General features: G+C 65.0%; 12 protein-coding genes. 5 read left to right on the forward strand and 7 right to left on the reverse strand.

The window, feature by feature from the left end:
* Positions 1–105: 105 nt before the first annotated feature.
* Entirely contained in the window at positions 106–1,632 is a 1,527-nt protein-coding gene (gene gatA, locus API01S_RS25725) for an Asp-tRNA(Asn)/Glu-tRNA(Gln) amidotransferase subunit GatA (protein WP_050728489.1), read from the reverse strand.
* A 3-nt stretch (positions 1,633–1,635) separates the two neighbouring features.
* The gene (gatC, locus tag API01S_RS25730; protein ID WP_006216321.1) at positions 1,636–1,944 is read right to left on the reverse strand and encodes an Asp-tRNA(Asn)/Glu-tRNA(Gln) amidotransferase subunit GatC; all 309 of its coding nucleotides are present in this window, start codon (positions 1,942–1,944) and stop codon (positions 1,636–1,638) included.
* 227 nt (positions 1,945–2,171) lie between these two features.
* On the opposite strand from gatC, the gene API01S_RS25735 reads away from it, so the two are divergent.
* The 5 genes from API01S_RS25735 to rodA all read left to right on the forward strand — a co-directional run bounded on the left by API01S_RS25735 (position 2,172) and on the right by rodA (position 7,808).
* Positions 2,172–3,215: a rod shape-determining protein gene (locus API01S_RS25735; RefSeq protein ID WP_006216320.1), complete on the forward strand. Its 1,044-nt coding sequence runs from the start codon at positions 2,172–2,174 to the stop codon at positions 3,213–3,215.
* An 84-nt stretch (positions 3,216–3,299) separates the two neighbouring features.
* Positions 3,300–4,184, forward strand: coding sequence for a rod shape-determining protein MreC (gene mreC, locus API01S_RS25740; RefSeq protein WP_039882480.1), 885 nt, complete (start codon positions 3,300–3,302; stop codon positions 4,182–4,184).
* Positions 4,171–4,731, forward strand: a complete 561-nt coding sequence (gene mreD / locus API01S_RS25745) for a rod shape-determining protein MreD (protein WP_006216318.1) — start codon at positions 4,171–4,173, stop codon at positions 4,729–4,731. Before mreC ends, mreD begins: the two co-directional genes overlap by 14 nt.
* Positions 4,732–4,746: 15 nt before the next feature.
* Positions 4,747–6,675 (forward strand): penicillin-binding protein 2, encoded by a 1,929-nt coding sequence (gene mrdA, locus API01S_RS25750; protein ID WP_050728490.1) that lies wholly within the window; start codon positions 4,747–4,749, stop codon positions 6,673–6,675.
* Positions 6,672–7,808 (forward strand): rod shape-determining protein RodA, encoded by a 1,137-nt coding sequence (gene rodA, locus API01S_RS25755; protein ID WP_006216316.1) that lies wholly within the window; start codon positions 6,672–6,674, stop codon positions 7,806–7,808. The genes mrdA and rodA overlap by 4 nt, the downstream gene beginning before the upstream one ends.
* A 100-nt stretch (positions 7,809–7,908) precedes the next feature.
* Here the strand turns inward: rodA and API01S_RS25760 are convergent, their stop codons facing one another.
* The 5 genes from API01S_RS25760 to argB all read right to left on the reverse strand — a co-directional run bounded on the left by API01S_RS25760 (position 7,909) and on the right by argB (position 12,960).
* A complete protein-coding gene (locus API01S_RS25760) occupies positions 7,909–8,958 on the reverse strand; it encodes an Ldh family oxidoreductase (protein WP_006216315.1) in 1,050 nt (349 codons plus the stop codon).
* A 12-nt stretch (positions 8,959–8,970) separates the two neighbouring features.
* Entirely contained in the window at positions 8,971–10,464 is a 1,494-nt protein-coding gene (locus API01S_RS25765; RefSeq protein ID WP_050728491.1) for a DASS family sodium-coupled anion symporter, read from the reverse strand.
* A gap of 215 nt (positions 10,465–10,679) precedes the next feature.
* A complete protein-coding gene (gene slmA, locus API01S_RS25770) occupies positions 10,680–11,255 on the reverse strand; it encodes a nucleoid occlusion factor SlmA (protein ID WP_006216313.1) in 576 nt (191 codons plus the stop codon).
* 56 nt (positions 11,256–11,311) lie between these two features.
* Positions 11,312–12,058, reverse strand: coding sequence for a pyrimidine 5'-nucleotidase (locus API01S_RS25775; RefSeq protein ID WP_050728492.1), 747 nt, complete (start codon positions 12,056–12,058; stop codon positions 11,312–11,314).
* Entirely contained in the window at positions 12,058–12,960 is a 903-nt protein-coding gene (argB, locus tag API01S_RS25780) for an acetylglutamate kinase (RefSeq protein WP_006216311.1), read from the reverse strand. The genes API01S_RS25775 and argB overlap by 1 nt, the downstream gene beginning before the upstream one ends.
* Between the last annotated feature and the right edge of the window lie 125 nt (positions 12,961–13,085).

The raw sequence follows: 13,085 nt of genomic DNA on the forward strand, positions 1-13,085 counted from the left end.
ATCTGTAGTTCCAATCAATAGTGCCGCAGCGCAGCGGCGCCGGGCCGCTCCAGGCGCGCGCGGCCCCGTCCAGGGGCAGCAGGCGCAGGAAGCGTGGGGGCATCATCAGAGCGGGGACCGCTTGTGCCAGTCCGTCACTTGTTGGTAGCGGTCGGCGATGGCCAGCAGCTTGCCTTCGTCGAAGTAGTTGCCGATGATCTGCAGGCCGACGGGGCGCTTGCCGTTGTCGCCGCCAAAGCCGCAGGGGATCGACATCGCGGGCAAGCCCGCCAGGCTGACGCCCAGGGTGTAGACGTCGGCCAGCCAGTCGGCGGTGGGGTCGTCGCGGTTGTCGCCGATGTTCTTGGCGACCGACGGCGTGACCGGGCCCATGATGACGTCGCATTGGCCGGCGTAGGCGCGCTGGAAGTCTTGCGCGATCAGGCGGCGCAGGCGCTGCGCCTGCAGGTAGTAGGCGTCGTAGTAACCGTGGGACAGCACATAGGTGCCGATCAGGATGCGGCGCTTGACCTCGTCGCCGAAGCCTTCGGCGCGCGAGCGGCTGATCATCTCGTTCAGGTCGCCGTACTGCTCGGCGCGGTGTCCGTAGCGCACGCCGTCGTAGCGAGCCAGGTTGCTGGACGCTTCCGCCGGAGCGATCACGTAGTAAGCCGGGATGGCCAGTTCCGTGCGCGGCAGCGACACGGGCACGCGCACGGCGCCAAGCGCTTCGAACTGCGCCAGCGCGGCCTCGACCGAGGCGGCCACATCAGCCGCCAGGCCGGCGCCGAAATATTCTTCCGGCACGCCGATGCGCAAGCCCTTCAGAGGCTGGCTGCCGGCGGCGTCGAACGCAGCTTGCGCGGCGTCGAAGTCGCGGCGGACGCGGCCGGGTTCGTTCACGGCGCCGTCGCATTTTTCCAGGCTGGTGGCGTCGCGCGGGTCGAAGCCGCTGATGACGTCCAGCAGCTCAAGCAGGTCGCGGCTGCTTTGCGCCAACGGGCCGGCCTGGTCCAGGCTGGAGCCGAAGGCCACCATGCCATAGCGCGAGACGGTGCCGTAAGTCGGCTTGATGCCGCTGACGCCGCAAAGCGCGGCGGGCTGGCGCACCGAGCCGCCAGTGTCGGTGCCGGTGCTGGCCGCCACCAGGCGGGCGGCGACCGCGGCGGCCGAGCCACCGGACGAGCCGCCCGGCACGGCGGCGTGGTCCCAGGGGTTCTTCACGACGCCGTAGGCCGAGTTCTCGTTGCCGGAACCCATGGCGAATTCGTCGCAGTTGAGCTTGCCGATGGACACGGCGCCCGCCGCGCCCAGGCGCTCGACCACGGTGGCGTCGAACGGGCTGACGTACCCCTCCAGCATTTTGCTGCCGGCGGTGGTGCGCCAGCCACGGGTGACGAACGCGTCCTTGTGGGCGATCGGCACGCCCGCCAGCGGGCCGGCGGTACCGGCGGCCAAGGCGTTGTCGGCGGCACGGGCCTGGGCCAGCGTCAATTCAGCGTCAATATGTAAAAAGCAATTCAGGCCGCTGGCCGCGTCGGCGGCCGCCAAGGCGCTTTGCGCCAGGTCGACGGCGCTGACCTGGCGTTGGGCGAGGGCCGCGCGCAAAGCGGCGATCCCCTCGAATTGGGTATGCAAGGCAGGTTTTGTCATGGCTTAGTCGAGGACTTTAGGGACCAGGAACAAGCCTTCCTGGGCGTCGGGGGCGTTGGCCAGCAGCGCCTCGCGGCGCGTTTCCGAGCTGGCCTCGGTCACGGCGTCTTCACGCAGGCGCAGCACAATGTCTTCATGGGCGGACAGGGGGTGGGCCAGCGGTTCGACGCCTTGGGTGTCGACGGATTGAAGCCGTTCGATCAAGTGCAGAATGCCGTTGAGTTCGGCCTGCGCAACAGCGCGCTGGTCGGAGGTAAGTTCGATTCTGGCCAGCCGGGCAATGCGGGCCACATCTGTGTCATTGAGCGCCATAGGGATTGCAAAATCGATAAGCGAAGGCCGAAGGGCGGGACTGGGCAGTATGTATGCGCCAAACCCGTTACAAAGCTTGAATAGCCGGCATTTATGCGCTATTTCCGGTGAAATTATAAGTTATGATTCACGGTTTAATCGCCGTGATGACAGGCGGACCCGACCTTTTTCGGGCCAAACGCCCCCCGGCATGAACCCAATTCCCCCCAGAATTTAGCTGAGCTCCCATGTTCGGATTCCTGCGCAGTTATTTTTCCAGCGATATGGCGATTGACCTCGGTACCGCCAATACGCTGATTTACGTCCGCGGCAAGGGCATCGTGCTCGATGAGCCCTCCGTGGTCGCAATCCGTCATGAAGGCGGGCCTCACGGCAAAAAGATCATCCAGGCCGTCGGCCACGAAGCCAAGCAGATGCTCGGTCGAGTTCCCGGCAATATCGAGGCCATCCGGCCCATGAAGGACGGCGTTATCGCTGACTTCACGGTCACCGAACAGATGCTCAAGCAGTTCATTCGCATGGTGCACCCCCGCAACATGCTGGCCCCCAGCCCGCGGATCATCGTCTGCGTGCCTTGCGGCTCGACCCAGGTTGAACGCCGCGCGATCCGCGAATCGGCGCTGGGCGCGGGTGCATCCCACGTCTTCCTGATCGAAGAACCCATGGCCGCGGCCATCGGCGCCGGCCTGGCCGTGTCCGACGCCAGCGGCTCCATGGTCGTCGACATCGGCGGCGGCACCACCGAAGTGGCGGTCATCTCGCTGGGCGGCATGGTCTACAAGGGTTCGGTGCGCGTGGGCGGCGACAAGTTCGACGAGGCCATCGTCAACTACATCCGTCGCAACTACGGCATGCTGATCGGCGAACCCACGGCTGAATTGATCAAGAAGGAAATCGGCTCGGCATTCCCGGGTTCCGAAGTCCGCGAGATCGAAGTCAAGGGCCGCAATCTGGCCGAAGGCGTGCCGCGCAGCTTCACGGTGTCGTCCAACGAGATCCTGGAATCGCTGACCGACCCGCTCAACCAGATCGTGTCCGCGGTGAAAATCGCGCTTGAGCAGACCCCGCCGGAACTGGGCGCCGACATCACCGACAAGGGCATCGCCCTGACCGGTGGCGGCGCGCTGCTGCGCGATCTGGATCGCCTGCTCCAGGAAGAAACCGGCTTGCCCGTCGTTGTGGCCGACGACCCCCTGACCTGCGTCGTGCGCGGTTGCGGCGAAGCGCTGGAACACCTTGAGAAACTGGGCGCCATCTTCATCAACGATTAATACCGCCCGCCAGCCCGGAGCCCCGCTTTTCTTCGGCTCCGGCCGCTGCGGGGGCTTCGGACGCGGGCGTCCGGGCTGAGATTCATGCAACGACAAGGGACCCCCCCTTTATTCAGGCGCGGCCCACCAGCGGAGGTGCGGCTGGTCGTTCTGGTCGTCCTGGCATTGGCCCTGATCATCATCGATTCGCAATGGCGCATGCTGGAACCGGCGCGCCGCACCATCGCCGTGGCGCTTTATCCGTTCCAGCGCGCCGTCATGGCGCCGCGTGACCTCGTCCAGCAGGTCAATGAATGGGTCAACGCGGCCAACCTCATTCGCAGTGAAAACGAAGCCTTGCAGCGCCAGCGCATCGAGCTGGCGCAAGTGGCGTCGCACGCTGCCCAGTTGGCCGCTGAAAACGCGCAACTGCGCCGCCTGCTGGGCGTGACCGACACCGTGGCGCAATCGGCCGTGGTGGTCGAAGTCATGTACGAACCCACCAATGCCTTCACGCAGCGGCTGGTGTTCAACAAGGGCAGCAAGGCGGGCCTGGCGCCCGGCATGCCGGTCATCGACGAAGGCGGCGTGGTCGGCCAGATCGTGCGCGTGACGCCCATGACGGCCGAGGCCGCGCTGGTCACCGACGAGCAAGTTTCCATCCCGGTGCAACTGCTGCGCAATGGCTTGCGCCTGATTGCATTTGGCGGCAATTCCCCCGGCAAGATGGAAGTTCGTTACCTTGCCGCCAATGCCGACATCAAGGAAGGCGATACTATCGTCACCAGCGGCGTGGGTGGTTTGTTCCCCGCCGGCCTGCCCGTGGCCAAAGTGACCTCGGTCGAACGCGACACCGCTTCCGGTTTCGCCCGCGCCGTGTGTGAACCGCTGGCCCATCCCGAACGCTATCGCCACTTCCTGGTCTTGCAGGTGGATGTGGCACGCGCCGAGTCCAACCGTCAGGAGGTCGATTCCGGTGGATCGGACTAACTCATCGCAACCCAGGCGCCGCCTGGGTACGCCCAGCAACGTGCACCCCGACCGCCTGTCCGGTCCGGCGCACGGTGTGTTCGTCTGGGGCACCGTGCTGCTGGTGTGGCTGGTGTCACTGCTGCCGTGGCGGCTGTGGCAGGGCGCGCCCGACGTCCTGCTGCTGATCATCGCTTTCTGGTGCGTGCACGAGCCGCGCCGCGTCGGCCTGTTCACGGCGTTCTTCTTCGGCCTGCTGATGGACGTACACGACGCCGGCATGCTGGGCGAACACGCCCTGTCCTACACGCTGGTCGCCTATGGCGCCGTGGTGCTGCACCGCCGATTGCAACGCTTCGATCTCTGGAGCCAGGCGATGCACATGCTGCCTGTGTTCTTCGTTGCGCGCTTTCTCACGCAGATCATCCACGCCTGGGTGGCGGGCAAATGGCCCGGCTGGGACTGGTGCATCAGCGTGGCCATCACGGCTGCCCTGTGGCCGTTGGCGGGTTGGGTCCTGCACTTGCCGCAGCGCGGTGCCGACGACGCCGAATCTTCCTCCGCCTGATGGCGGCGTCGCCTCATGTTTGAATTCAAGAAAACCGGCCAGCAGCAAAAGCAGCGCTTCCGCCTGCGCGCCTGGGTAGGCGGCGTGTTCGCGCTGGTGTGCTTTGGCGTGCTGGTCGGCCGGTTCTGGTATTTGCAGGTGGATCGCTACGAAGGCCTGTCCGAACGCGCCGACCGCAACCGCATCGCCGTGGTGCCCATCCCGCCGCGCCGGGGCGAGATCCTGGACCGCAACGGCGAAGTGCTGGCGCGCAACTACCGCACCTACACGCTGGAAGTCGTGCCGGCCCACGCCGGCAACATGAACGAATTGTTCGAGCGGCTGACGGAAGTGGTCTACATCAGCCCGACCGACCAGCGGCGCTTCAAGCGTCGCGCCGCCGAGTCCAGCCGCTACGCCAGCCTGCAACTGCGCAACAACCTGAACGAAACCGAAGCGGCCTGGTTTGCCGCGCACGCCTTCCAGTTTCCAGGCGTGGAGCTGCGAGCGCGCTGGGTGCGCGAATATCCGCAAGGCGTGTCGGCCGCGCACGTGGTCGGCTACATCGGCCGCATTGCCGAAGGCGACAACGAAGAGCTGGAACGCGCCGGCCAGTTGGGCAACTATCGGGGCACCGATGTCATCGGCAAGAAGGGCATCGAGAAGACCTGGGAAGAGCAACTGCACGGCCGCACCGGGCTTGAGGAAGTCGAAGTCACGGCGGGTGGACGCCCCATGCGCACCCTGCGCCGGATCGACCCGGTGCCCGGTTCCGACATCATGCTGTCCATCGACCTGGGCCTGCAAAAGGTCGCCGAAGAAGCCTTCGAGGGTCAGCGCGGCGCGCTGGTGGCCATCGACCCGGACACGGGCGAAGTGCTGGCCTTCGTCTCGCAGCCCTCGTTCGATCCCAATCTGTTCGTGGATGGCATCGACGTGGACAACTGGCGCATGTTGAACGAGTCGCCGGACCACCCGCTGATCAACCGTCCGCTTTACGGCACCTACCCGATCGGTTCGACCTACAAGCCTTTCGTTGGCCTGGCCGCGCTGGAATTGGGCAAGCGCCGCGCGACGGACCGCATCTCGGACCCGGGTTATTTCGAATTCGGCGGACAGAAATTCCGCAACGCGGGGGGCGCTGCCTACGGCATGACCGACATGCACAAGGCCATCGTGGTGTCGTCCGATACGTATTTCTATTCGCTGGGACCCGAGATCGGCGTGAACGCGCTGCACGACTTCACCAAGCAGTTCGGCTTTGGCCAGATCACCGGCATCGACTTGGAAGGCGAGAAGCGCGGCGTGCTGCCGTCCACCGACTGGAAGCGCGCGGCCTACAAAGACAAGGACCGCCAGCGCTGGTACGCCGGCGAAACCATTTCGGTGGCCGTCGGCCAGGGTTACAACGCGTTCACCTTGCTGCAATTGGCGCAGGGCACGTCCACCTTGGCCAACAACGGTCTGTACCGCCGCCCGCATCTGGTGCACGCGGTGCGTGACTCGCGCACCGGCGTCGCCAAGCCGACCGAGTCCACGCCCGACTACCGCATTCCGCTCAAGCAGGCCAATGTGGATGTCATCAAGAACGCCATGGCGGACGTGGTGCGGGCCGGCACGGCGCGTCGCGCATTCGCCAACGCACCGTATCAGGCCGCCGGCAAGACCGGCACGGCCCAGGTGTTCAGCCTGCGCGGCGGCCATTACCGAGCCAGCGCCATCGACGAACGCTTGCGCGACCACGCGCTGTTCATGGGCTTCGCGCCGCTGGAACACCCGCGCATCGCCGTCTCGCTGATCGTCGAGAACGCCGGCTGGGGCGCCAGCGTGGCCGCGCCGGTTGCGCGCAAGGTCTTCGACTATTGGCTGGCCAAGGACCGCCAGGACAAGATCGTGCGGCCCGACCGTGGCGACCCTCTGGCTTCCGTTGAAACCATTACCTCTGACGTGGTGCGCCAACAATGAAGCGCCTGGGCCTTATCCTGCTACGCGTCTTCACGGCGTTCGACTGGCCGCTTCTGGCCATCCTGATGATGTTCGCGGCGCTGGGCCTGACGGTCATGCATTCGGCCGTGGGCGGCACGGACTGGCGTTTCGCCGAACAGTCGCGCAACTTCATCATCGCGTTCTTCGCGATGTGGACCATGGCGCTGATTCCGCCCAAGTGGTTGATGAAGCTGGCATTGCCGTTCTACGTGGTGGGCGTGGTGCTGCTGCTGGGCGTGGAATTCTTCGGTGAAACCAGCAAGGGCGCGACCCGCTGGCTGAACCTGGGCGTGACCCGCATCCAGCCGTCGGAAATGATGAAGATCGCGGTGCCGATGATGCTGGCTTGGTATTTCCAGCGCCATGAAGGCGCCGTGCGGATCCGCGACTTCCTGGCCGCCGCCGCGATGCTGGCCGCGCCCTTCGGGCTGATCGTGTTGCAGCCCGACCTGGGCACGGCGTTGCTGGTGTTCGGCGCCGGCTTCTTCGTGATCTATTTCGCGGGGCTGTCGTTCAAGCTGCTGGTGCCCGTCATGCTGGCCGGCATCATCGCCATCGGCACGCTGGTGTACTACGAAGACCAGCTATGCGAGCCCGATGTGAGTTGGGTGGTGCTGCACGACTATCAGAAGCATCGTGTCTGCACGCTGCTCAACCCCAGCTCCGACCCGTTGGGCAAGGGCTTTCACACGATTCAATCGATGATCGCGGTGGGGTCGGGCGGCATGTATGGCAAGGGCTACATGAAGGGCACGCAGACCCATCTGGACTTCATCCCCGAACGCACCACCGACTTCATTTTTGCGGTCTATGCCGAGGAATTCGGCCTGTACGGCGGCATTGCCATCCTGGTGCTGTACGGCCTGATGATGGCGCGCGGCCTGACGATCGCCTCGCGCGCGGCTTCGCAGTTCGGCCGGTTGCTGGCCGGCGCACTGACCATGATGTTGTTCATCTATGTGTTCGTGAACGTCGGCATGGTCACGGGCATCCTGCCCGTGGTGGGCGTGCCCCTGCCATTCATGAGTTACGGCGGGACGGCCTTGTTCACCATGGGTATCGCCTTCGGCATCATGATGAGCATCAGCCGGCACCGCTCGGTAAAGGCTTGACCGGTCCTGGCGTGATCGCTCTTGCCAGGCGGTGGGCCTTGCAGGCATCCACCGCCTGTCTGTAGCGGGACCGTCGTGGTTCCGCCACCCGTTCGACGGCTCAGGGCAGGGCGTCGGGCACGCCCAGATCCCGAGCCAGCTTGGTCAGGCCATCCCAGATCCGGCTGTCGAACTCCACCGAATCCGCATTGACGGCGCGATTGCGGGCCTCGTACTCGCCTGGATACTGCACGCTTTCCACGCCGGGCTGCGGCTTGCAGGCATGCAGGTAATCAATGAACGCGCCCACTTCCATCGACCGCCAATCGGTATTGAAATCGACCTGCGGGTCCAGTAGCAGCGCGAACATATTGTTCGTCGCCACGCCGATGCGCGGGTGCTGCGGCTGGATCGTGCCGCCACCGGACAGCACGCCCGCTAGCAGCTCGGCCACCAGGCCCAGGGCATAACCCTTGTGGCCACCAAACGGCAGCAGCGCGCCGGGCGGATCGGAGAACAGCGCGTTCGGGTCCGTGGTCGGGTTGCCCTCGGCGTCGATCAATGACCCGGGCGGCGCCTTTTCGCCCTTGGCCGCCAACACGCGCGCGCGGTTCACGGCGATAGAACTCGTCGCCATGTCCACGATGAAAGGCGGCCGGCCACCCGGCAGCGGGCCGGCAAAGCACAGCGGGTTGGTCGTCAGGCACGCCTCTGCGCCGCCGAACGGCGCGACGGTCGGCGCGCGGTTGATCACGTTGGTGAAGGCCAGCAGGATCAGACCCTTGGCGGCGACCATTTCCCCGAAGTGGCCCATGCGGCCCAGGTGATGGCTGTGGCGCAGGGTCACGATGCACTGCCCGTGTTCCTGCGTGCGCTCGATGGCTTTTTCGATGACGACCTTGCCAACGTACTGCCCCAGGCCGTGATGGCCGTCGTAGGCCAGCATGGCGCCCCGGTCATTGACCAGCTCGGGCCGGCCATCGGGCTGTGCGAGTCCTTCGGACAGCACGCGTCGGTAGTTCGTCAGGATGGACAGGCCGTGGCTGGTGTAGCCCACCCGGTCCGATTCGACCAGGTGTTCGGCCACGTCGCGCGCGATGTCTTCGGGCACGCCCTGGGCCATCAGCACGCGGCGGCCATATTCGTTGGCTTGGGCAAGGGAGAGTTTCATGATCGCCTCCCCTTACAGCCAGCCCAGCCAGCGCCAGTAGGTCATGCCCATCAGCAGCATCAGCAGGTAGCCCACGATGGTCACGATGATGCCGACCTTGGCGAACTGCTTGGCGTTGAAGGTTTCCGTGCCCAGGCACACCATGTTCTGCGGCGCGTTGATCGGCAGGATGAAGCCGTAGCTGACCACAAAGCCCAGCAGCATCGTCATGCCCAGGCGGCTGAAGTCGCCCGGCAGCGTGGCCAGCACCGAAATCAGGATGGGCAGCATGGCCGAGGTCAGCGCGGTGGCGCTGGCAAAGCCCAGGTGGATGATGATCAGGAAGGCGGCCAGCACGGCGAAGATGGCCAGCGGTCCCAGGTGATCCAGGCCCGTGTGCGCCACGACCTGGTTGCCCAGCCATTGGCCGGCCTGCGTGGTCAACAACGCGGTGCCCAGGCTGATGCCCACCCCGAACACGATCACCGTGCCCCATGGGATCCGCGATTGCACGTCTTTCCACGTCATCACGCCAAAGCGCGGCAGCATCAACAGGACCAGCCCGAAATACGTCGTCGAGGTGGTGTCGAATTTGTGCAGCTTGCCTTCGGTCGACCAGAACAGCAGCAGCATGATCGACACGGCCATCAGGCGCTTTTGCGCACCCGTCATCGGGCCCAGTTCAAGCAGCGATTTTTCGACCGCTTCCTTGCCCCCGGCGATGCTGTCGGTTTCCGGCGGCAGCAGCTTGAGCACCACGACGATCAGCACGGCCGACATGATGAGCGACCACGGTGCGCCTGCGATCAGCCAGTCCGACCACGCCACGCGTTCGCCCAGCATCTTCTCCATGAAGCCGACCGTCAGCAGGTTCTGCGCGGCGGCGGTCTGGATACCCACGTTCCAGATGCTGGTGGCCTGCGCCACGATGATCATGATGCCGGCTGCGATGTTCGACCGCTTGTCCACGCCGAAGGCGGCGATGACGCCCATCATGATCGGCACCACGGCGGCGCTGCGCGCGGTGGCGCTGGGCACGACCAGGCTCAACACGATCGTCACGGCGATACATCCGATAAGGATGCGGCGCGTGCTGGTGCCCACTCTGGACAGCGTCACCAGCGCGATGCGCCGGTCCAGTCCGGTGAAGGTCATGGCGGCGGCGATGAACAGGGCGCCGGTCACGAGCGCCAGCGCCGAGTTGGCAAAACCGGTCAGCGCCATGCTGATGGCGGCCGACGTGCCGTACAGCACGTTCGGGTCTTTGATTGTCGGAGCCGTGCCCAGCAGGAAAGCCATCAGCGTCGTGATCATGATCGCGCTGGCTTCGTAGGACACGGCTTCGGTAATCCAGACCACCACCGCGAACGCCAGGATCGCCAGCATGCGGTGCCCCGCGACTGGCAGGTCGGCGGGCAGGGGCATCATCAATACCCCGATCATCACGACGATGCCGGCGATCAGTCCGATTGGAATTTTTACTTTTGGGGGTGCCTGTGGGGCAGGGACGGCGGCTGGCGCGGTCATATCCATCTCCGGTTGAGGTCAATCCGACGACACACTCCCCGCGAGCACGGGCTTATCTAAATCTATGTGTCGACGCTACAGCACGATCGTGACGGTATTGCGGAAAACCCGTATTGATGTGAATCAAACCGATGGAGGTTTGGGCTTGAGTAAACCCATCCCGCGCATTATGCTCGTGCGCCCGGCCACGCGGCAAGCGCAGCGGCCGTGCGAAATCAACCCAGCGCCAGGCGCAGTTGTTCGTCCAGATGCAACGTTGGCGCCACGCGCCAGCCGCTCTGGGCATAGCGCAGCCAACGGCCCAACACCAGATGCGTCAACAGGCTGGCATGCGCGGCCACATTGGCGTCCGCTGGCAGGCCGCCGTCGGTGATGGCAATGCGCAGCGATTGCTTCAGCGATATCTCGATGCGGTCATTGATGTGGTTGATGCGCTCTTGCAGCCGATTGTCTTCCGTGACCAGCGCGTCTCCGGTCAGCACGCGTGTCATGCCCTTGTTGCGCTCGGAGAAGGTCAGCAGCATGGCCACGGTCTTGTGCGCCTGGGGCACGCCGTAGGGCTCGGCGGTAGCGATCTGATTGACCAGCGTGAAGATGCTGGTCTCGATGAACTCGATCAGCCCCTCGAACATCTGCGCCTTGCTGGCAAAGTGCCGGTACAGCGCCGCTTCCGACACCTGCAAGCGCGCGGCCAGCGCGGCCGTGGTGATGCGGGACGCGTGCGGCTGCTCCAGCATTTCGGCCAGGGTCTGCAGAATCTGGGTCTTGCGCTCGCCGGGTTTGCTCGCCATGGAAGGGACTGCTCTCGCGCAGGCTTGACGGTGTGGGGGGAGGGAGGAGCGCGCCGCTATCCCCGCAGGGGACGCCGACGTAACAGCAAATCACTGACGGAGTTTACCCGCAAGTCGACATAGGGCGGACGCTGCGATCGGCCGCGCGAAAATGGCGTGCCGGGGTGATACACATGCACCGTGCGCACGCCCACGCGGCGCGCGCCACGCAGGTTGGCCAATGTGTCTTCGACCAGCACGGCGCGGTGGGCGGGCACGCCTTCGCGGGCCAATACATAGCGCAGCAGCGCCGGCGACGGCTTGGGCCGGAATTGGCCATGCAGCTGCATGTGCTCGATAGCCCACAGGCTGTCGAACTGGCGCAGGATGCCCAGGCGCTCAAGCACGGAACGGGCGTAGCGCAGCGGCGCGTTGGTCAGCAGCACCTTGCGGCCGGGCAGCTGGCGCAGCTTGTAGGCCAGCGCCTTTTCCGCGCGCACCAGCGGGTTGACGTCGAAGTCGTGGCTGCGATGCAGGAAGTCGTGGGGGTTGACGCCGTGATGCCGCACCATGCCGATCATCGTGGCGCCGTAGCGCTGCCAGTACTTGCGGCGCAGCTCGTTGGCCGTGTCGACGTCCACGTTCAACGCCTCGGCCACCGCCATCGTCATGCCCAGATCGATCTTCGGGAAGATGGCGTGCGAGGTGTCGTGCAGCGTGTTGTCCAGATCAAACAGCCACAGGCGCTCGGAAGCGCCCGTGGCCATGCGGCGCGAGCGGCGCATGCGCACCGCCGGCCGTAGCAATAGACGTTGAGCTCGCATCAATGCGAGCTGATCATCGTGCCCACGCCTTGATCGGTCAGGATTTCCAGCAACAGGCAGTGCGGCACGCGGCCGTCGACGATGTGAACGGAGTTCACGCCGTTCTTGGCGGCGTCCAGCGCGGACGAGATCTTGGGCAGCATGCCGCCGGAAATCGTGCCGTCGGCGAAGAGTTCGTCGATGGTCTGGGCCGACAGGCTGCGCAACAGCTTGCCCGCCTTGTCCAGCACGCCCGGGGTGTTGGTCAGCATCAACAGCTTTTCGGCGCCCAGCACTTCGGCCATCTTGCCGGCGACGACGTCGGCGTTGATGTTGTAGGCGGTGCCGTCTTCGCCGTAGCCGATGGGCGAGATCACGGGGATGAACTGGTCGTCTTGCAGGGCCTTGACCACGGCGGGTTCGACCAGCGTGATGTCGCCGACGAAACCGATGTCGATGGGCTCGGCGGGGTTGTCCTTGTTGGCCATCAGCTTTTTCTGAGCCTGGATCAAGCCGCCGTCCTTGCCGGTCAGGCCGACGGCCTTGCCGCCGACCTCGTTGATCATCATGACGATGTCCTGCTGGACCTGGCCGCCCAGCACCCATTCAACCACTTCCATGGTTTCGGCATCGGTCACGCGCATGCCCTGGATGAAGGTGCCCTGCTTGCCGATGCGGCGCAGCGCGTCGTCGATCTGCGGACCGCCGCCGTGTACGACCACCGGGTTCAGACCCACCAGCTTGAGCAGCACGACATCGTGCGCGAAGCTGCGCTGCAAGCGCTCTTCCGTCATGGCGTTGCCGCCGTACTTGACCACGATGGTCTTGCCGTGGAATCGTCGGATATACGGCAGTGCTTCAGACAGCACAGCGGCTTTGACAGCGGGGGACGAAACGGCAGCAGGGTCGGGGGTGTCGGTCATGGCAGCTAAGTCGGCAAATATGTATGAGTGGTTAGAAAAAATGCCTGCACAACATCGCGTTCGAAACGCGGTAGCGCAAGCATACGACGGATTGTAGTACCCACACGTTTCATATGCCTAAAACC

Origin of the sequence: Achromobacter piechaudii NBRC 102461, assembly GCF_001571245.1 — a bacterium.
GTDB lineage: Bacteria > Pseudomonadota > Gammaproteobacteria > Burkholderiales > Burkholderiaceae_B > Achromobacter > Achromobacter piechaudii.